The sequence below is a fragment of the Kitasatospora sp. NPDC101801 genome, from assembly GCF_044766665.1.
Lineage (GTDB): Bacteria > Actinomycetota > Actinomycetes > Streptomycetales > Streptomycetaceae > Kitasatospora.
In genome coordinates this window covers 24760-44165 of the sequence record NZ_JBIWML010000046.1, presented here as the reverse complement: position 1 = coordinate 44165, position 19406 = coordinate 24760, and the positions used below count along the sequence as shown (strand labels likewise).

Sequence of the window (19406 nt, the reverse complement as noted above, 5' to 3'; positions counted from 1 at the left end):
CCGAAACGGATTTCCCTTTCGTGCGGCACTCACGTAGTGTCGTGTTTACCGACGCGGGGTGGAGCAGCTCGGTAGCTCGCTGGGCTCATAACCCAGAGGTCGCAGGTTCAAATCCTGTCCCCGCTACTCAGTAGCACAGAAGGCCCGGCAGACATCGTCTGCCGGGCCTTCTGCCGTCCCCGGACGACCCACCACCACCCGTACCGAAACCGATTTCCCTTTCGCCCGGCTCTCACGTAGTGTCGTGTTTACCGACGCGGGGTGGAGCAGCTCGGTAGCTCGCTGGGCTCATAACCCAGAGGTCGCAGGTTCAAATCCTGTCCCCGCTACTCAGTAGCACAGAAGGCCCGGCAGACATCGTCTGCCGGGCCTTCTGCCGTCCCCGGACGACCCACCACCACCCGTACCGAATAAATCCGTTGTGCCCTCCGGGAGGGCTGCCTACAGTTGGCAGCACACTGAAAGGAGGTGATCCTGAGTTGAGTTCCATCAGGATGTGTGAGGTGGCTGCTCGCTAGAGCCGCCCCTGCCTGTGCAGTAGTGAGGCCGGTACCAGCCTCCGGCGGCAGGCAATTCCCAGCAGTCACCCGGCCCGTGGGTTCACCGGAGACATCCCCGGTGCCTCGACGGCCGTCCCTCAGGGGGCGGACCGCGAGGAGCGAACCCACGGGCCGTCTGCATGCCCGGGGCCGGTAGGTCATGATGGTGCGCCGGGGGTGGGTGCGATGGCGGAACAGCGGGTGTCCCGGCAGGAGTTGATCCGGCGCAGGCGGCGGGGCGGGTTCGTCGGGCGGCGGGCCGAGCTGGCCGCGTTCCGGGAGAACCTGGACCGTGACCCGGCCGACGAGGCGTACCAGTTCCTGTTCCACGTCCGGGGCAACGCGGGCGTCGGCAAGACCTCGCTGCTGCGGCAGCTGGAGGCGGTCGCCCGGGAGCGCGACTCGGTCACCGCGTACCTGGACGACGACGTGCACAGCGCGGTCGAGGCGATGGCGGCGATCAGTGCCCAGTGCGAGCGGCAGGGGCGGCCGCTGAAGCGGTTCGACCGGCTGCTGGCCGGCTACCGGCAGCGGCGGCACGAGGCGGAGAGCGCCGAGCCGGGGCAGTCCGACGGGGAGCCCTCGGTGGCCGGCACCCTGGCGGCCCAGGTCGGCCTGGCCGGGCTCGGCGCGGTGCCGGTGGTGGGCGCGCTGGTCGGTGCGGTCGACCCGCAGCAGGTGGCGCTCGGCGCGGACCGGCTGCGCGGCCTGCTGAGTGCCCGGCTGCGCAGCCACGACGACGTGCAGCTGGTGCTCACTCCCGTCCCGCTGCTGACCCCGGTGTTCCTCGCCGACCTGGCCGACCTGGCCGGGCGGCTGCCCCGGGTGGCGCTGTTCTTCGACACCTACGAGCGGACCGCCCCGGTGCTGGACGGCTGGCTGCGGGAGCTGCTGGTGGGCGGCGGGTACGGCGACCTGCCGCTGAACGTGCTGGTGGTGCTGGCCGGGCAGCGCCGGCTGGACCCCCGGGTCTGGGCCGACTCGATGGACCTGGTCGCCGAGCTGCCGTTGGAGGTGTTCACCGAGACCGAGGCGCGGCAGTTGCTGACCGCCCGGGGGATCACCGACGAGCGGGTGACCGGGACGGTGCTCCGGCTGGCCGGTGGGCTGCCGGTGCTGCTGGACACCCTGGCGCAGACCCGGCCGGCCGGTCCCGAGGCGGTGCAGGACCCGTCCGGCACCGCCGTGGAGCGGTTCCTGCGCTGGGAGACCGACCCGGAGCGACGGGCCGCCGCGCTGGCCTGCGCGCTGCCGCTCCAGCTCGACCAGGACGTCTACGGGGTGCTGGCCGAGGGCGACCACTACGCCTGGCTGCGCGCCCTGCCGTTCGTCAACGACCAGGCGGGGCGGGTCCGTTACCACGACGTGGTGCGGACCCCGATGCTCCGCCTGCAGCGCACCGGGTCACCGCTCGGCTGGCGCGAGCAGCACACCGCGCTGGCCGAGGCGTTCGGACGCTGGCGGGCGGCGCTGGAGCAGGACCTGCCGCCGGACGTGCGCTGGGCGGACGGGACCTGGCTGGAGTACCGGCTGGGCGAGACCTACCACCGGCTCTGCGCCAACCCGCACCAGGCGCTGCCCGCCGCCCTGGTGGAGCTGGTCGCCGCCTGCGCGAGCGGCGACTCGGCCTGCCGACGGGCCGCCCAGGTGGTGGTGCAGGCCGCCCGGGACACCGAGGCGGAGCCGCTCGGCCGTTGGGGCGAGCTGCTCGGCGCCCTGGACGAGGACCCCGAACTCACGCTGCTCACCGTGCTGTTGACCGAGCCGGGGCTGCCCGCCGAGCACCGGGCGGACTGCTTCCTGGCCCGGGCCGGCCGGTACGGGGCCGCCGGCGACCACCCGGCGGCGGTGGCCGACTGCACGGCGGCGCTGGCACTCGACCCCGGCTCGTCCCGGGCGTACGCGGCCCGGGCGGTCGGCCTGCGGGCGCTGAAGCAGCTGCCGGAGGCGCTGGCCGACTACCAGCGGGCCGTCGAACTGGCGCCCGGGCAGCCCGCGTTGCTGGTCCAGCGGGGTCGGCTGCTGCGGACCCTGGGCCGCTTCGAGGAGGCCCTGCTCGACCTCGACCTGGCCGTCGGGCTCGATCCGGCGGACTGGCTGCACCGGGCCGAGCGCGGCGAGACCCACCGCCTGGCCGACCGCCCGGCCGAGGCGCTGGCCGAGCTCACCCGGGCCACCGAGCTGAACGGCGCGGCGGCCTGGCCGTGGGCCAGCCGGGGCTGGGTGCTGCACCAGCTGGGCCTGGGCGGCGAGGCGCTGGCCGACCTGGACCGCTCGCTGGAACTGGACCCGCGCCAGCCGTGGGCCCTCACCCGCCGGGCCGAACTGCACCGCAGGGCGGGCCGGTTCGAGGCGGCGCTGACCGATCTGGACCTGGCCGTCACGCTCTCCCCCGGCTGGCAGTGGGTGGTCGCCGAACGCGGCGAGACCCACCGGCTGGCGGGACGGCCCGGCCGGGCGCTGGCCGACTTCTCCCGGGCGATCGAGCTCAGCCCGACGTACGCCTGGGCCCTGGTCCGCCGGGGCCAGACCCACGAGCTGCTCGGAGCGCACCGGGAGGCGCTCGCCGACTGGGCGGCGGCGCGTCGGCTCGACCCGGATCTGACGGACCGGATGCTGGCCGGTGCGCAGCACCGACCCGGCACCTTCCGGGTCCGGTTGCCGGAGGGTGGCGCCGGGGGCCTGCCCGGGGCGTGACGGGTCCGCTACAGTCGCAGCGCGGTTCGGGGCAGCGGGAGGGGCGTGCGGTGGGACGGGAACGGGACGGGCGGTTGGCGCCGGCGGCGCGGGCCGGGCTGGGCGCCGTGGTCGGGGCCGGCCTGCTGGGGCTCGGCCTGTACGCCTCGGCCAGCGCGGACTGGGCGGCGGCCCTCGGCGGCGGCCTGGTGGTGTCGGCCAGTTCGATGATGGTCGGCGGTGGGGTCGGGTTCCTGTTCGGCATCCCCCGGCTGCTGACCAGCGGAGCGGCGGCCCAACCCGCCGACCTGAGCACCACGTCCACCGCGAGCTACGCGCCGAACACCAACCTGGAGCAGGTCTCCGACTGGCTGACCAAGATCCTGCTGGGCGCCGGGCTGACCCAGATCGGCACCCTGCCGCGCCGGCTGGCGCAGCTCGGTGACGCACTGGCCCCGGTGGTCGGCGGCGGCAGCGGCGCCTCGGCCTTCGCGGCCTCGCTCGCGGTGTACTTCACCGTGGTCGGCTTCCTCTCCGGCTGGCTGCTCACCCGCCTGCGGCTGGCCCGCGCGCTGTCCACCGCCGACCGGCAGACGCTGGCCGACTCGGTCGGCCAGACCGTGCGCCGGGCCCGGGAGCTGAACTTCAGCCCGGCCGAGGTCAGGAAGCTGTTCGAGGCCGAGACCGAGGGTCTGCGGGTGCAGGCGCTGGCCCTGTTCCAGGGGCGGCCGGACCACGAGAACCTGCCGCTGGTGATCGGCGCGATCCGCAGCGACCTGTCCGCCTTCGAGCTGCTGCAGGCGATGCTGGCCGCCCGGGAGGCGGTGCTCCAGCTCCCGCTGACCCCGGAGGAGAAGCGCAGCCTGCGCTTCGCGGTGGAGGACAAGCTGCGCAACTACCGGACCGCGCCGCAGGACTCCCGCCGCCGGGTGGTCGGCGAGGAGATCCTCAAGAAGCTCCCCGCCGCCGTCCCGAGCCCCACCGCTGCGCCTTCCTGAGCACCAGCACCCGGCGGGTCCGGCCGTCGCCCGGGCGGGCGAACCTGACGATCTCGCTGGCCACCCGGTGCTCCCCCAGTGCGGAGCGCAGCTGCGGCAGGTGCGGGCACGGGCGGCCGGCGCCGTCGTGCAGCGGGTGGACCCGGACCTCGCCGTCCGGGGCGGTGACCCGGACCAGCTCCAGCAGCCCGGCGAGCTGCCGCTCGGGCGGGAACAGCTCGGGGTAGGCGAACAGCAGGTAGGCGCTCAGGGTGAGCGCGAACGAGCCGTCGGCGAACGGGAGTCCGGGCAGCGCGGCGGCCACGTAGCGCTCCGGCCGGGCGGCGCTGTCGGCCGCGAACAGCCGGCGGGCCCGGTCCCAGCTGCGCAGGTAGCGCTCGGGGCGCAGCCGCCCGGCGGGCAGGTGCCGCTCCGGGGCCACCGCCAGGCAGGCGGCCATCCGGTCCCGGCCGGCCACCGCCAGCGCGGTGAGCTCGGGCCGCGGGACCGCGTACGCCGGATCGGTGGCGATCACCGTGACGCCGAGCTCGCGGGCCTCGGCGGTCAGCCCGGCCGCGCCGCCGGGGCAGTCCAGCACCGGCCCGGGCAGCGCGGCCAGCGCGGCCCTGGTCAGGCCGAACAGGCCGCAGTACTCGTCCAGCGGACGTGAGGTGATCAGCGTGCCGGGGGTGTGCACCGGGCCTCCCGGGGATGCGTCAGGCCCGGTACCGGGGAGCGGTACCGGGCCTGTTCATCGGAGCACGGGAGCGGCTGGGCCGCATCCGGTCAGCGGCTGCCGCACAGCCCCTTGACCGCCGCGCGGGAGAGGTTGGTCAGGCCGCGGATCAGCGCCGGGGTCAGGAGGACCAGCACCAGGCCGAGCAGCGAGACGCCCGCGATGTCCCCGGCCGAGGTGAGGTAGTACTCGTGGTGCGCCCCGGCGTCGGTGGTGAAGTCGTAGACCCGGTAGCCCGGCCAGTCGGTGTAGCGGGCGAACACCCAGTGGTAGGCCGGGTAGAGCGCGAGCACCCAGCCGGTCACCAGGAAGGTCACCGTCAGGGTGAAGCTCAGGATGCTCCAGGGCAGCATCAGCACCTGGTACAGCGCCGCCTTCCAGCCCGCCTTGTCGGCCATCCGGGCGGTGACGGAGCCCCAGAAGCCGGGCCGGGACTGCGCCACCGGGGCGGGGGCGGCGACCTCGGTGCCGAGCAGGGTGGCGGCCCGGTGCCGCTCCAGCGCGGCGAAGCCCCGCGAGCCTGAGGTGAACAGGGCGAACACCGGGAACCCGAGCGCGGTCACCAGCAGGCCGACCCCGAGCGAGAAGAAGGTGACCGCGAAGGTGAAGCCCAGGATCGCGATCGGCAGCGAGCCGAGCACGAAGCCGACCTCCCGGTAGGTGGCGGCGGCGAACGGCGCCCGCCAGAACCCCGGCCGCACCCGATCGCTGCTGGTGCCGACACTGCTGCTGCGCTCGGCGTACGGAAAGGTCTGACTGGTCATCACCGGCTCCTCGGTCTGGTTGCCCTGCTCGCTGCCCACCCCTCAAAGGTGCCCGATCGGAGCCGTCCGCGACATGAGGTCCCCCGGCGGACCGGGGGTGGGGATTACCCCACCCCCGTCCGGGACGGACGGCTCCCGGCCCGGGCAGCGGCTACCGTACGAGGGTGAACGACGACGACCTCCGGCTCAGCCCGCGCACCCGTGCCGACGACCTGCTCGCCTGGGCGGCCGACCAGGGGCTCGAACCCGTCCCGGTGGAGGCGGTCCGGACGGTGCTGGCCCTGCTGGAGCTGGGGGACGGCCGGATGCACGACGGCTACCCCGAGCTGAGCTCGCCGGTGGTCGAGCAGCTGCTGTACGAGCGGATCTACCTGTACGTCCAGCCGGCGGCCGACCCCGGCGCGTACGGGCGGGCGGTGGGGCTGCTGATCGACCGTCAGCGGGCGGCCCGGCGGCTGAACGCCAAGCGGCAGGAGCGGCTGCACGCCGAGGTGGACTGGCAGGGCGAGCTGCTCTGCGGGCTGCTCCGGCAGCCGCACCTGGTCACCTGGCCCCGGCTCTACACGCTGCTGCTCCGGGCGGCCGGGGTGGACACCACCGACGAGGCGGCGGTCCGGGCCTGGCTGGACGGCTTCCGGGACCTGACGCCGGAGCAGCGGGCCGAGGCGTACGGCGCGCTCACCGAGCTGGACGAGATCGACGCCGACGGCGGCTGGGGGCGGACCAGGCTGATCTCGATCGGGATGGCCACCGACGGCGCCCGGCTGCTGCTGGAGAACCGGCTGATGCAGCGCAGCTACCGCAACCTGGCGGGGCTGAACGCGCTCGGTCTGCCGATGCCGGACGAGCTCTCCGGCGACTTCGACGGCTTCGAGGCGGCGGTGGCCGAGGAGGCGCTCCGGCTGATCGGCGAGTGGACCGTCCCCGGACTCCCCGCCCTGCTGGTGCACGAGTACCCGGACCTGGCCCCGGAGCCGGGCACCGAGGAGATCGAGGCGTACCTCGCCGAGCAGGCGGAGCGGACCGCGGCGGAGGAGTGAGGGAGCCGGGCCCGCCGAGACGGCGGGCCCGGCTCCGACGGTGCGTCAGGGGTTGATGCCGCGCTCGCGCAGCCAGTCCAGCGGGTCGATCGGGGCGGCACCGTCCGGCCGGACCTCCAGGTGCAGGTGCGGTCCGGTGACGTTGCCGGTGGCCCCGACCTTGCCGAGCACGGTGCCGGGGGCGACCTCGCCGGAGGCGGTGACGATCGAGGAGAGGTGGCAGTACCAGATCTCGGTGCCGTCGCCCAGGGTCTCGATCACCCGGTAGCCGTACGCGCCCGACCAGCCGGCCGAGGTGACGGTGCCCGCGCCGACCGCGGTGACCGGGGTGCCGGTGGGCGCCGCGAAGTCCAGGCCGGTGTGCAGGTGCGACCAGTACGAGCCGGACTGGCCGTAGTGCGCGGTCAGCTCGTAGTTGGTGGTCGGCGCCGCGAACCCGCCGTGCTGCTCGGCGCGCTTCGCCTCGGCCGCCTGGGCGGCCCGCTTGGCCTCCGCCTCCTGGGCCGCGGCCAGCCGGGCGGACTCGTCGGCGGCGGTGCGCTGCCCGTCCGCCTGGAGCTGGATCCGGGCGGCGAGGGCCAGCCCGGGGTCGGCCGAGAGCAGCGGCTGCGGCCCGTCCTGGTCGGCGGAGTCGGCGGCCGCGACGGCGGGCGGCTGCGGGGCCGCACCGGCCGGGGCGGCGGCGGCGAAGGCCGTCGCGCCGAGGGCTGCGGTCATCGCGGTGACGCCGATCAGCGGACCGCCGGAGCGGGGCTGACGGGGCATCCGGTGCCTGGCTGCGTCCGGGTGGTCCAGCAGCAGCTGGTTGCCGGAGTCGGTGCGGGGGTGTGCCGGGGAGTGCGTCGACGCCACGGAGGCGCGCTCCTTTCCTTCCTTCGCGCCTACCGGGTTAGCTGACGGGTTCGGAGCAGGAAGGTCTCCTACGACCGGGTGCGGGACTCGGTCGATTCACCCCAAGGAACGGTGGTTCCCCGGCTCCCGGACCCACCGGCGAGGCGGGTCCTGAGGATTAGGCGACGGCGCACGGTGCCGTTCTGGGTACGGCGTTGCCGACCGCGCTGCGTTATCAAACGTTAATCCTAGGAGCCCATGATTCCAAGCGGCTAGCGAGGTGCAGTCCATCTCTTCTGACGACCCGTGACCGGAATGCGGCTTTTGCTCGACTACTCGGTGACGGTGCGCGACGGCCGGTTGAGTATCCGTACTCAGGCGCCCGGCAAGGGAGTTGGAGACCCTCGGGACATGAGCACTCCGATGCAGCCCCGGACCACCAACGCCTACTACCTGCAGGCTGTCCTGTCCTTCGCCCTGGCCTCCGCCGCCCTGGTGATCGGGATCGCCTACCTGCCGGTCGACCCCTGGATGCGCGGCTTCCTGGCGGTCGGCCTGCTCTACGAGATCACCGCGGCGTTCACCCTCGCCAAGGTGATCCGCGACCGCCAGGACGCCGGCCAGATCTCCTCCCGGGTCGACCAGGCCCGGCTCGACAAGCTGCTCGCCGAGCACGACCCGTTCCGGGTCGAGGGGATCTGAGCGGCGGTCAGCCCGCGGCCCGCTTGGCGGCGTAGGTCTCCCCGCCCGCCGCCCAGTTCTCCAGCGGGATCTCCTCGATCACCACGGTCACCGCCTCCGGGCTCACCCCGGTGATCCGGACGTAGGTCTCGGTGAGCTCGCGGGCGATCTCGGCCCGCTGCTCCACGGTCCGACCGGCCAGCTGCTTGACGTTGATGAACGGCATGACGACCCCTCAGGTTCGGTGCGGTGCGATCGCCCCGCACGCTATCCCACCGGCTTCCCGCCCCGGCGGGCGCTTGACGACTAAGGCTATTAGCCTTAGCTTCATGGCTATGACGCAGACCTTCACCACCCAGTACCTGGACGTCCCCGGCGGCCGGCTGGCCTACGACGACACCGCCACCGAGACCGGCCTGCCGGTCGTCCTGCTCCCCGGCATGCTGGACTCCCGCACGGTGTACCGGCACCTGCGCCCGCTGCTCACCGCGGCCGGCCACCGGGTGATCACCCTGGACCTGCGCGGCTTCGGCGAGTCCTCGATCGCCTGGAGCGACTACTCCCCCGCCGCGATCGCCGAGGACACCCTGGCCCTGCTGGACCACCTGGGCATCGGGCGGGCCGCCCTGGTCGGCAACTCCTACACCGGCGCCACCGTGCTGCGGGCGGCCGGCCTGGCCCCCGAGCGGGTGGCCGGCATCGCCCTGGTCGACGCCTTCGTGGAGAACCTGCCGCCGACCGCCGTCCAGCGCGCCCTGCTCAAGGTGCTCGGCCTCGCCCTGGTGCACGTCCCCGCCGTCTGGGGCGGCTACCTCGGCAAGGCGTACCCGACCGCGAAGCCCGCCGACTTCGCCGAGTACCGCAGCGCCGCCGTGGCCGCCCTGCGTACCCCCGGCCGCAAGCAGGCCACCAGGGGATACGTGGCCGGGGACTCGGCGCCGACCGGCTGGGCGGCCGGGCTGCGCTGCCCCGCGCTGGTCCTGATGGGCAGCCAGGACCCGGACTTCCCGGACCCGGCCGCGGTGGCCGAGCGCCAGGCGGTCGCGCTGAAGGCCCGTAAGGTGATGATCGACGGTGCCGGGCACTACCCGATGGCGGAGTTCCCGCAGGCCACCGCCGACGCCCTGCTCCCCTTCCTGGACGAGGTCGCCTGATGCCGAGGGCCGGACTCTCCCCCGCCGCCGTGGTCGACCACGCCCTGGAGCTGATCGACGCCCAGGGCTCCGACGGCCTCACCCTGGCCGCCGTGGCCGCCCGGGCGGGGGTCGCCACCCCCTCGCTCTACAAGCACGTCACCGGCGGTCTGACCGAGCTGCGCCGGCTGATCGCCGTCCGGGTCACCGAGGAGCTGGCCGAGCGGCTGGCCGACGCGGCGGTCGGCCGCAGCCGGGACGAGGCGATGACCGCCCTGCTGAACGCCTACCTGGACTACGCCGAGCAGCACCCCCGCCGGTACGCCGCCCTGCCGCAGGCCCCCGACCCGGACCCGGACCTGACCCGGGCCGCCGCCCGGCTGGTCGGGGTGATCCTCACGGTCCTGGACGGCTACGGCCTGACCGGCGACGAGTCGGTGCACGCCGCCCGGGCGGTCCGTTCGACGGCGCACGGCTTCGCCTCGCTCGCCGCGGGCGGCGCGTTCCGGATGGCGGCGGACCTGACGGTGACTCGGCAGCGGCTGATCCGGGTCGTGGTGGAGGGCTTGCGGGTATGGCCCGCAGCGGGATAAACCTCAGTTCGGCGGAACGGTATCCGTTCGGGTGGTTTTCGAGACCGTTCCGTCGCCAAGACCAGCCGACACTGGCAGGGTTCAGGCATCCCCGCCTGTCACCAGCACGAAGGATGTGGGCAGATGACGCAGACCGCACGGACGGCCCGTCCCGCCACCACCCGCATCCCCGGCCAGCGCGCGGCCCTGGCCGCCCCGGCCGCCGTCGACGTGCCCGGGCCGAGTGCCGCCCGGCGGTTCCTGGAGGTCCTCCTCGGCGCCCGCTCGCTGCGCCCGGTCACCGCCGGAGCCCGGCAGTCGTACGGCGAGTGCGACGGTCAGTGAGGCCGTCCGGCCGCCGACAGTGGGATGAAACGGACATCTGACGCTAGATTGAGCTGACGGACGGTCAGCCCAGGCGGAGGTCAGGTGCCCGCAGTCACCAGGAGGGCCCGGCAGCTCACCGGGCGGCTGCGGCGTGGCCCGGCGGGCCGCTGGGCCGGTCAGCTGCTGGACGGCGATCCGACCGCCGAGAAGGCCGCGCTCGGGCTGCTCCTGCTCCTGGTCGGACTGCTCTCGCTGCTGGCCATCGCCGCCCCCACCGGCTGTCCACCCTCCGCGCTGGCGCTGCCGCTGATCCTCGGCGGCTTCCTGCTGCACACCCGCCGGCAGTGCGGCCTGCTGCTCGGGGTCGCGGTCGGCCTGGCCGCCTGCTGGTGGCTGCGCGAACCGCTCGGCGTGACCCCCGGCTCGGCCTGGGTGGTCGGCGCGGCGGCCCTGGTGGTGCTGCTGACCTCCCGCCACCGCAGCCGGCTCGGCCTGCGCGGCACCCGGGGCGACGCGATGCTGCTGGAACTCTCCGAACGCACCACCGCACTCGGCCGGCTGCCCGACCACCTGCTGGACTGGCGGTTCCACCAGGCGCTCGCCCCGGTCAGCGGCACCTTCTTCTCCGGCGACTTCGTGCTCTCCGCGCACCGCCCCGACCGGGACCTGCTCGAGGTCCTGCTGGTGGACGTCTCCGGCAAGGGCAGCCGGGCGGCGGCCCGGTCGATGCACCTGTCCGGCGCCTTCGCCATGCTGCTCGGCTCGGTACCGCCCGAGTCCTGCCTGCCCACGGCCAACGACTTCCTGGCCCGGCTCGGCTGGGACGAGGGGTTCGCCACCGCCGTCCACCTCGCCCTGCACCCCTCGCACGGCGGCTACCGGATCTTCACGGCGGGCCACCCACCGGCCGCCCAGTACCGCCGGGAGTCGGGCGGCAGCTGGCTGCTGCTCGACGGTGGCGGCGGCCCGGCGCTCGGCATCCTGCCCGGCGCCCGCTACCCGCCCACCGAGGGACGGCTCGACCCGGGCGACTCGCTGCTGCTCTACAGCGACGGCCTGGTCGAGGTCCCCGGCGAGGACATCGACGACGGGATCGCCCGGCTGCTGCGGGCCGCGACGCCGCTGCTCCGCTACGGCGGCGGCGACCCGGCGGCGGAACTGATCGGCACGGTGGCCCGCAACGTCGCCGACGACCGCACCCTCGTCGTGCTCCGCCGCCTCGGCGCAGGCGGGTGACCCTCCGCAGCAACACCGAGGTCTCCCGATCCACAGGCCCGGGGCCACACTCTGGGCAGGCGTTCAGCCGTCGACTACCCAGGGGCTCGGGGAACTGCGAGGAGATCTGGCGCTCGGGTCACTGCGAAAGTGCCTGACCACCTACGCAGCGATCACCTTGCAAGGGCCGGCGTCGCAGTTCCCCGAGCCCCTGACTCTTCCGAGCCACCTGCCGAACAACAACAGCGGCCCGAGCAGCTCGTTGTGGCTAAACCGCCAAATAGGGGGTGAGCAAATAGGATGTTCAGCATTACTTTGGGCAGATGAGCGAGCGGAAGGGCGGGGCTTCCGATGGACCTGACCTCGCCATGGCTGCCGCCGGAGGACGAGACCCGGGTGCAGGGGCCGCGGACGTCGATGCGGTGCGTCCGGCTGCTGCTGCGCAGCGGGAGTGCCACCGAGCTGCTCGGCACGATCCTGGCGGAGGGCCCGGCCTGGATCACCGGTGAGGGTTCGGCGCTGTACCTGACCGATCCCGAGGGGATGCTCCGGCTCGCGGCCTCGCACGGCCTGCCGGAGTGGGCGCACGAGCACTACAGCACCGTCGACCCCACGTCCGACCTCCCCGCCGCGCTCGCGTTGCGGCGTCGCGAGACGGTGCTGCTCAGCCCGGAGCAGACCAGTGCCGACTACCCGAAGACGCTGGCCGGCCGGGGCACCGGGCTGGTCGCGCTGGCCGTCATGCCGCTGGTGGTGGACGGGGTGGCGATCGGGGCGCTGGCGCTCGCGCTGGCCCACCGGGGCACCGTGCCGCGCCGGGACATCGACGTGCTGGAGACCCTGGCGGAGGCCGTCGCGCACCGGATCTCGCACCTGATCGACCACGTCCAGGCGGTCGACCCGCACCTGCCGCCCGGGGTCCGGGCCGGCGGGGCGCCGTCCGGGCAGCCGGTGCTGGCGCTGGCGGCGCTGGCCGCCGGGGCGGGGGCGTTCGACCGGGACCTGGTCACCGGGGAGACCGCCTGGGACGCCCGGGCGTACCGGCTGTTCGGGCTGCCCGCCCCGCCGGCCGCGGAGACCGCACCGGCCCCGGACCTGGCCAAGCTGGTGCACCCCGAGGACCTGCCGGACCTCCAGGCGGGCATGGCCGAGGCGCTCGCCTCCGGCGGTCCGTACCGGCTGCGCTACCGGGTCCGGCGGGACGACGGGAGCTCGGTGCTGGTGCAGGAGGACGGCGAGGTGATGCTCGACACCCACGGCCGCCCGGTCCGGGTGGCCGGCCTGCTGACCGACCGTCAGCGCACCGGCGAGGCGGCCGACCCCGGCACCCGGCCGCTCGACGGGCCGGTCGCGGGCGCCAGGTCGGCGCTGCTGCTGGCGCTGACCAGGACGCTGTCCCGGGCGGTCAGCGTCCGGGACGTCACCACCGCGATGACCGACATAGCCAGACCCGCGCTGGGTGCGGCCAGCCTGGTGCTCGACCTGGTGGACGAGGGCCGGCTGCTGCCGGTCTCGCACACCGTCTTCGGCGGCCCGTACCGGACCGAGCTGAGCCGGCTGCACGACCTCTCGGCCGGGGTGATGCAGTCCGCGCTGGCCCGGGCCGTCCCGCTGTTCAGCGAGCCGGGGCAGCGGGCCACCGGCAATCCGCTGGCCCCGGCGGCCTGGGCGGTGCTGCCGCTGGTGGCGTCCGGGCGGCAGGTCGGCTCCTGCCTGATCACCTTCGCCACCGAGCGGGCCTTCAGCCGGGAGGACCGCACCATGTACTCGGCCTTCGCGGGCATCCTGGCCCAGTCGCTGGAACGGGCCAGGCTGTACGACATCCACCACCACCGGGCCACCGAGCTGCAGCGGGCGATGCTGCCGCGCAGCCTGCCGGAGCTGCCCGGGGTGTCGGCCGCCGCGCGCTACCTGCCGAGCACCGAGGGGATGCAGATCGGCGGCGACTGGTACGACCTGATCGCGCTGCCGGCGGGCCGGGTCGGGCTGGTGATCGGCGACGTGCAGGGGCACAACGCGGAGGCCAGCGCGGTGATGGGCCAGCTCCGCAGCGGGCTGCGGGCGTACGCCACCGACGGGCACGACCCGGCGGCCACCCTGGCCAGGACCAGCCGGCTGCTGGCCGAGCTGGACACCGACCTGTTCGCCACCTGCCTCTACCTGACGCTGGATCCGGTCACCGGCCGGCTCGACGGCGCCCGCGCCGGACACCCGCCGCCGGTCCGGATCACCGGGCACCGGGCGGTCGAGCTGGACCTGCCGGGCGGCCCGCCGCTGGGAGTGGACCCGCACGGGGGCTACCCGCTGACGGTGGGTCGGCTGGCTCCGGGCGAGACCCTGCTGGTGTACACGGACGGCCTGGTCGAGGACCGGGGCGAGGACTACGACGACTCGGTGCAGCGGATGATCGGCGGGCTCGGGCTGTGGAGCCGCCGGAGCGGCGAGGCGGGCCGGGCCGGGGCGGACGGCGCGCTGGAGCGGCTGGCCGACCTGCTCACCCTGAACGTGACCGAGCGGCACTCCCGCCCGGACGACGTCGCCTTGCTGCTGCTGCACCGGACCCGGCCGACCGACTGAAACTACTTACCGGTAGCCAGACTTGACGGTACACGGCCGCCCACCTGCGGTTCTGAGCGGGCGTCAGGACGTTCGTCCCACATTTTGACCGGATCAGATCACCGAACGTCAGATCCGTTCATACTTCCGTAGGAACACCACCCTAGAATTCGCCGCGTGACGATGACTCAGTGGTTCGGTGCGGCGCTCGCAGGCATTGCCGTTCTCGCTCTCCTGACCGCCGCCCGGTACCACGCGGTCAGCCGCACGCTGCGGGCCGGGCTGGCCGAGCAGGAGCGGGCGAACGCCGAACTCCGGGAGCAGGTCAGGGCCGAGGCCGCGCGCCGGAGCACCGAGAGCGCAGCCGTGCAGCAGGAGCAGGAGCTGAACGCCTCCACCCAGCGGGCCTTCCTCAGCGTGGCCCGCCGGATCCTGGTGATGGCGCACGACCAGCAGGCCGGGCTGGACGAGATGGAGCGCACCCACGACGACCCGGAGTTGCTGGAGGGTCTGCTCCGGGCCGACCACGCGGCCGCCCAACAGGCCAGGCTGGCACAGACCCTGGCCGTGCTCTGCGGCGCCCGGGCCGGCCGGCACTGGCCCGAGCCGGTCGCGCTGGAGGACGTGGTGCGCGGGGCGCAGTCCCGCATCCTGCCGTTCCAGCGGGTGGTGGTCAGCAGCCGGGTCGAGACCGCCGTGGTCGGCGCGGCCGCCGAGGCGCTGATCCACGCGGTGGCCGAACTGCTGGACAACGCCACCCGCTACTCCCCGCCCAGCACCCAGGTGTTCGTCACCCTGATGCCGGTGCACAACGGCGTCGTGATCGAGATCGACGACGGCGGCGTCGGGATGCCCGAGCACGCGATCGAGAAGGCCGCCGCCGCCCTGGCCGGCGGCTCCGGCCTGGAGGTCTCCCGGCTCGGCGAGGTCCCGCAGCTGGGCCTGGCGGCGGTCGGCCGGCTGGCCGAGCAGTACGGCTTCCGGGTCACCCTGAGCTCGGCGCCTTCCCCGTACGGCGGGGTCCGGGTGGTGGTGCTGCTGCCGACCGCGCTGCTCACCGAGCCGCTGCCGACCCCGGCCGCCCCCTCCGCCGAGCGCCGGGGCGCACTGCCCGACCGCCCGACCGCCGCCCGGCCGGGTCAGGGCGGGCTGCCCCGCCGGGCCAACCGGCGTGGTGGCGCCGAGCCGACCACCTCCACCTTCGGCGGTACCCCCGTGCCGCCGCGCTCGGCCCGGGAGGCGCAGACCTTCATGTCGCTCTTCCAGGCGGGCACCGCCAGCGGCCGGTCGGCCGCCAGGCACCAGCAGGACCCGCTCCCCGACTCCCCCCAACCCCAGCGCTCCGGAGACTCCCATGACCCCGAATCCTGACCTCGGCTGGCTGCTCGCCGACATCGTCACCGTTCCCGAGGTCCAGCACGCCATCGTGGTGTCCAACGACGGGCTCGAGATCGGTCGCAGCGAGCGGATCGCCCGGGACGACGCCGAGCGCCTGGCCGCCGCCTGCTCCGGCCTGCAGTCGCTGGCCCGGGGCGTGGCGCACGGCTTCGGCGGCCCGCAGAGCAGCACCCGGCAGATCATCGTCGAGTACGGCGGCGGCTACCTGTTCGTGGTGGCGGCCGGCGCCGGGGCGCACCTCGCGGTGGTGACCGGCGAGGCGGTGGACGCGGGCCTGGTGGCGTACCAGATGCAGGTGCTGGTCGAGCGGATCGGCAGCCACCTGACCAGTCCGCCCAGGGCGGAGCACGCGACCGGGAGCGCCAGGTGAGCCGGCGCAGCGAGCGAGCCGTCGGCAGCTGCGCGTGCCGCGAGGAGGAGGTCGCATGAGCGGCCCGGTCCGGCCGTACGTGATCACCGGCGGGCGGAGTCGCCCGAGCCGGAACGTGCTGGCCCTGGAGAGCCTGGTCTCCACCGTGCCCGGCAGCACCCCGGAGCCGGTCGGTCTGAACCGGGAGCAGCAGCGGATCCTGACGATCTGCCAGGAGCTGCTCTCGGTCGCCGAGATCGCCGCCCACCTGCGGCTGTCGCTCGGTGTGGTGAAGGTGCTGATCGGCGATCTCTGGGACCTCGGCGCCGTCCTGGTCCGTCCCCCCGTGGCGCAGGCCGAACGCCTGCCGGCCACCCTCCTGGAGGAGGTGCTCCTTGGTCTCCGCCAGCTCCGCTGAGCCCCGGCCCGCCTATCTGCCGGACACCGTGCAGAGCGCCGTGAAGATCCTGGTCACCGGCCCGTTCGGGGTCGGCAAGACCACCCTGGTCGGCTCGCTCAGCGAGATCGCCCCGCTGCGCACCGAGGAGACCATGACGGTCGCCGGTACGGACGTGGACGACCTGACCGGACGGCCCGACAAGACCACCACCACGGTGGCGCTCGACTTCGGCCGGATCACCCTGAACGCCCGGCTCGCGCTCTACCTCTTCGGCACCCCGGGCCAGCAGCGGTTCTGGCCGCTCTGGGAGGACCTCTCGCGCGGGGCGCTGGGGGCCATCGCGCTGGTGGACTCGCGGCGGATCGAGGAGAGCTTCGACGTGCTGGGGCAGTTGGAGGAGCAGCGGATCCCGTTCGCGGTGGCCGTCAACACCTTCCCGGACACCCCGGACCACCCCGAGGACGAGCTCAGGGCGGCGCTCGACCTGCTGCCCGAGGTGCCGATCCTCCGCTGCGACGCCCGGGACCGCCGGGCCTCGTACGACGTCCTGATCGACTTCGTCGACCACCTGCACTCGACCGCGGTACTGGAGCTCCAGCGATGACGACTCCCCCACCGGAGACGGCCGCCGCCGTCCCGCCGCCCGGCTGTCCGGCCCACCGGCCGCCCGGACCGGCCGGCACCCCGCTGTACGGCGCCGCGGTGGCCGACGACCCGCACGGCCTGTACGCCCGGCTGCGCGAGCAGCACGGCCCGGTGGCGCCGATCGAACTGGAGCCCGGGGTGGAGGCCTGGCTCGTGCTCGGCTACCCGGAGCTGCTCGAACTCACCCGGAACGAGCAGCTGTTCTCCAAGGACTCGCGGCGCTGGCGGGTGCCGGCCGAGGGCCGGCTGAAGCCGGACTCCCGGCTGCTGCCGATGACCTCCTGGCGGCCGACCCTGCTCAACCTGGACGGTGCCGAGCACCAGCGGCTGCGGGCGGCGGTCTCCGAGACGCTGGCCCGGATCGACCACCGGCAGCTCCGGCAGGCCACCGAGGCCGCGGCGGACACCCTGATCGACAGCTGGGGCCCGGACGGCACCGCCGACCTGATCGCCCAGTACGCCCGCCGGCTCCCGCTGATGGTGTTCACCCAGCTGATCGGCCTGCCGGCCGCGGCCGGGCCGCACATCGTCGAGCTGATCAGCCACTTCGTGGACAGCAGCGACAAGTCGGTGCGGGCCAACGCCGAGTTCCAGGCGATCCTGCTGGACCTGGTCCGGCAGCGCCGCGAACGGCCCGCCGCCGACCTGACCTCCTGGCTGCTGGCCCACCAGGCCGGGCTGTCCGACGAGGAGGCGGTGCACCACCTGGTGGTGATCATGGTGGCGGGCAACGAGACCACCATCAACTGGACCGGCAACACGCTCCGGCTGCTGCTCACCGACCGCCGGTTCCGGGCCACCCTGACGGGTGGTCGGCTGACCGTCTCGGACGCCCTCGACGAGGTGCTCTGGCGGGACCCGCCGACCCAGAACTTCCCCGGCCGCTGGGCCACCGGCGACACCGTGCTCGGCGGCCAGTACATCAGCGCCGGCGACATGCTGGTGCTCGGCCTGGCCGCCGCCAACGCCGACCCGTCGGTGCTCACCTCGGACGGCGTCGGCGGCAACCGGGCCCACCTGGCCTGGGGCGCGGGCAAGCACGTCTGCCCGGCCCAGCACCCGGCCCGGCTGATCGTGGAGACCGCGGTGGAGACCCTGCTGCACCGGCTCCCCGACCTCCAACTCGCTGTCCCCGGCCATGAACTGGCCTGGCGTCCGTCCCCGTGGTCGCGAGCCCTGGTCTCCCTGCCGGTGCTCTACAGCGCCTTCACCCCGCCACGCACTCCCCCCTCCGAAAGGCCCGCATGGACACCTCCGTCAGCCCCGTCGAGCTCGACCCCTTCGGAGGCGACCAGCACGCCGAGAACGCCCTCCTCCGGGCGGCCGGGCCCGCGGTCCTGGTGGAGCTCCCTGGCGGGGTGGTGGTCTGGGCGATAACGCAGCACGACACCCTCCAGGCGCTGCTGAACGACCCCCGGGTGGGCAAGAACGCCCAGCTCTGGACCACCTTCCGGGAGAGGCGCCTGCCGGAGGGCTGGCCGCTGCTCAACTTCGTCACGGTGCCCGGCATGGTGACCGCCGACGGCGAGGACCACCGGCGGCTGCGCGGGCTGGTCACCCAGGCGTTCACCCCGCGCCGGATCGCCGAGCTGGCCCCCGCGATCCGGGCCAGGGCGGTCCGGCTGCTGGACGAAGTGGCCCTGCTGGAAGGCGACTTCGACCTGCGGCAGCACTTCGCCTACCCGCTCCCGATGCAGGTGATCGGCGAGCTCCTCGGTCTGCCGCCCCGGCAGCAGGACGAGCTGCACGAGCTCTCCAACACCCTGGTCTCCAGCTCGGCCACGCCCGCCGCGGCGGTCGCCGCGCAGCAGGGCCTGTTCGCACTGCTCGCCTCGGTGGTGGCGGCCAAGCGGGCCGAGCCCGGTGACGACCTGACCACCGACCTGATCGCCGCCCGGGCCGACGACGACCGGCTCACCGAGCAGGAGCTGGTCGGCACCCTGCTGCTGATGCTGGTCGCCGGGCACGAGACCACGCTCAACCTGATCACCAACGCGGTCCGGGCGCTGCTCGCCCACCCGGAGCAGCTGGCGGGCGTGCTGGACGGGACGTACACCTGGGCCGCGGTGGTCGAGGAGACGCTGCGGTACGACTCGCCGGTCGGGCAGTTCCCGCTCCGGTACGCGGCCGAGGACATCGCGGTCGGGGAGGTGGTGATCCGTCAGGGTGACGCCTTGATCGCCTCGTACGCGTCGGCCGGCCGCGACGAGCGGCACTTCGCGGACGCCGACCGGTTCGACCTCGGCCGCGCCCCCGCGAAGCACCTCTCGCTCGGGCACGGCCCGCACTTCTGCCTCGGCGCCGGGCTCGCCCGGCTGGAGGCGGAGACGGCGCTGCGGGAGCTGTTCGGGCGCTTCCCCGCACTCCGCCTCGCGGACGGGGCGGCACCGGAGCCGATCGCGTCGTTCGTCAGCAACAGCGTGCGGACGCTCACGGTCCGAACCAGCTGAACTGTTTCCTTGCGGCGCCTGGTTGGCACCCGCCAGGGGCTCGGGGCCGCGCTGTAGGCAGGCGCTCCAGGTCTACGGTCCGGGGGCTCGGGGAACTGCGAGGAGATCTGGCGTGCG

18 protein-coding genes, 2 tRNA genes and 1 riboswitch are annotated in these 19406 nt (G+C 74.2%); of the genes, 16 read left to right on the top strand and 4 right to left on the bottom strand.

What is annotated here, in order from left to right; all coding sequences use genetic code 11:
• Positions 1-52 precede the first annotated feature (52 nt).
• The 4 genes from ACIRPK_RS32435 (at position 53) to ACIRPK_RS32420 (ending at position 4213) form a co-directional block, all read left to right on the top strand.
• Positions 53-126, top strand: a tRNA-Met gene (locus ACIRPK_RS32435).
• 129 nt (positions 127-255) lie between these two features.
• Positions 256-329: transfer RNA gene (locus ACIRPK_RS32430), tRNA-Met, on the top strand.
• 396 nt (positions 330-725) lie between these two features.
• Positions 726-3236, top strand: a complete 2511-nt coding sequence (locus ACIRPK_RS32425; protein ID WP_403045298.1) for a hypothetical protein — start codon at positions 726-728, stop codon at positions 3234-3236.
• A gap of 50 nt (positions 3237-3286) precedes the next feature.
• Positions 3287-4213, top strand: coding sequence for a hypothetical protein (locus ACIRPK_RS32420; protein WP_403045295.1), 927 nt, complete (start codon positions 3287-3289; stop codon positions 4211-4213).
• Here ACIRPK_RS32420 and ACIRPK_RS32415 read toward each other — a convergent pair.
• Positions 4164-4889 (bottom strand): class I SAM-dependent methyltransferase, encoded by a 726-nt coding sequence (locus ACIRPK_RS32415; RefSeq protein WP_403045293.1) that lies wholly within the window; start codon positions 4887-4889, stop codon positions 4164-4166. The genes ACIRPK_RS32420 and ACIRPK_RS32415 overlap by 50 nt on opposite strands.
• 89 nt (positions 4890-4978) lie before the next feature.
• Entirely contained in the window at positions 4979-5731 is a 753-nt protein-coding gene (locus ACIRPK_RS32410; RefSeq protein WP_403045290.1) for a sensor domain-containing protein, read from the bottom strand.
• Between the two features lie 125 nt (positions 5732-5856).
• Between ACIRPK_RS32410 and ACIRPK_RS32405 the strand changes: the two genes are divergently transcribed.
• Positions 5857-6732 carry a hypothetical protein gene (locus ACIRPK_RS32405; protein ID WP_403045287.1) on the top strand — a complete coding sequence of 292 codons (876 nt, stop codon included), beginning with the start codon at positions 5857-5859 and terminating at the stop codon, positions 6730-6732.
• Positions 6733-6777: 45 nt separating this feature from the next.
• Here ACIRPK_RS32405 and ACIRPK_RS32400 read toward each other — a convergent pair whose 3' ends face one another.
• On the bottom strand, positions 6778-7584 hold the full coding sequence (locus ACIRPK_RS32400) for a M23 family metallopeptidase (protein WP_403045284.1): 807 nt from the start codon (positions 7582-7584) through the stop codon (positions 6778-6780).
• A 12-nt stretch (positions 7585-7596) separates the two neighbouring features.
• A riboswitch (cyclic di-AMP (ydaO/yuaA leader) is annotated at positions 7597-7758 on the bottom strand.
• A gap of 216 nt (positions 7759-7974) precedes the next feature.
• On the opposite strand from ACIRPK_RS32400, the gene ACIRPK_RS32395 reads away from it, so the two are divergent.
• Complete coding sequence (locus tag ACIRPK_RS32395) at positions 7975-8265, top strand: YiaA/YiaB family inner membrane protein (protein ID WP_403045281.1); 291 nt, start codon at positions 7975-7977, stop codon at positions 8263-8265.
• A 7-nt stretch (positions 8266-8272) separates the two neighbouring features.
• On the opposite strand, the gene ACIRPK_RS32390 is transcribed toward ACIRPK_RS32395, so the two are convergent.
• Entirely contained in the window at positions 8273-8470 is a 198-nt protein-coding gene (locus ACIRPK_RS32390) for a 4-oxalocrotonate tautomerase family protein (RefSeq protein ID WP_403045279.1), read from the bottom strand.
• Positions 8471-8573: 103 nt separating this feature from the next.
• On the opposite strand from ACIRPK_RS32390, the gene ACIRPK_RS32385 reads away from it, so the two are divergent.
• The 10 genes from ACIRPK_RS32385 (at position 8574) to ACIRPK_RS32340 (ending at position 19289) form a co-directional block, all read left to right on the top strand.
• A complete protein-coding gene (locus ACIRPK_RS32385; RefSeq protein WP_403045276.1) occupies positions 8574-9398 on the top strand; it encodes an alpha/beta fold hydrolase in 825 nt (274 codons plus the stop codon).
• Positions 9398-9970, top strand: coding sequence for a TetR/AcrR family transcriptional regulator (locus ACIRPK_RS32380; protein ID WP_403045273.1), 573 nt, complete (start codon positions 9398-9400; stop codon positions 9968-9970). Before ACIRPK_RS32385 ends, ACIRPK_RS32380 begins: the two co-directional genes overlap by 1 nt.
• A gap of 123 nt (positions 9971-10093) precedes the next feature.
• Positions 10094-10294: a hypothetical protein gene (locus tag ACIRPK_RS32375; protein ID WP_403045271.1), complete on the top strand. Its 201-nt coding sequence runs from the start codon at positions 10094-10096 to the stop codon at positions 10292-10294.
• An 84-nt stretch (positions 10295-10378) separates the two neighbouring features.
• Positions 10379-11512: a PP2C family protein-serine/threonine phosphatase gene (locus ACIRPK_RS32370; RefSeq protein ID WP_403045269.1), complete on the top strand. Its 1134-nt coding sequence runs from the start codon at positions 10379-10381 to the stop codon at positions 11510-11512.
• Positions 11513-11842: 330 nt separating this feature from the next.
• On the top strand, positions 11843-14068 hold the full coding sequence (locus ACIRPK_RS32365; protein ID WP_403045267.1) for a SpoIIE family protein phosphatase: 2226 nt from the start codon (positions 11843-11845) through the stop codon (positions 14066-14068).
• A gap of 162 nt (positions 14069-14230) precedes the next feature.
• The gene (locus ACIRPK_RS32360; RefSeq protein ID WP_403045322.1) at positions 14231-15418 is read left to right on the top strand and encodes an ATP-binding protein; all 1188 of its coding nucleotides are present in this window, start codon (positions 14231-14233) and stop codon (positions 15416-15418) included.
• Positions 15402-15815, top strand: a complete 414-nt coding sequence (locus ACIRPK_RS32355; protein ID WP_403045264.1) for a roadblock/LC7 domain-containing protein — start codon at positions 15402-15404, stop codon at positions 15813-15815. The genes ACIRPK_RS32360 and ACIRPK_RS32355 overlap by 17 nt, the downstream gene beginning before the upstream one ends.
• A gap of 55 nt (positions 15816-15870) precedes the next feature.
• The gene (locus ACIRPK_RS32350; RefSeq protein WP_403045261.1) at positions 15871-16212 is read left to right on the top strand and encodes a DUF742 domain-containing protein; all 342 of its coding nucleotides are present in this window, start codon (positions 15871-15873) and stop codon (positions 16210-16212) included.
• Positions 16190-16798: a GTP-binding protein gene (locus ACIRPK_RS32345; protein WP_403045259.1), complete on the top strand. Its 609-nt coding sequence runs from the start codon at positions 16190-16192 to the stop codon at positions 16796-16798. Before ACIRPK_RS32350 ends, ACIRPK_RS32345 begins: the two co-directional genes overlap by 23 nt.
• 1285 nt (positions 16799-18083) lie before the next feature.
• Positions 18084-19289 carry a cytochrome P450 gene (locus ACIRPK_RS32340; RefSeq protein WP_403045256.1) on the top strand — a complete coding sequence of 402 codons (1206 nt, stop codon included), beginning with the start codon at positions 18084-18086 and terminating at the stop codon, positions 19287-19289.
• The last annotated feature ends 117 nt before the right edge of the window (positions 19290-19406 follow it).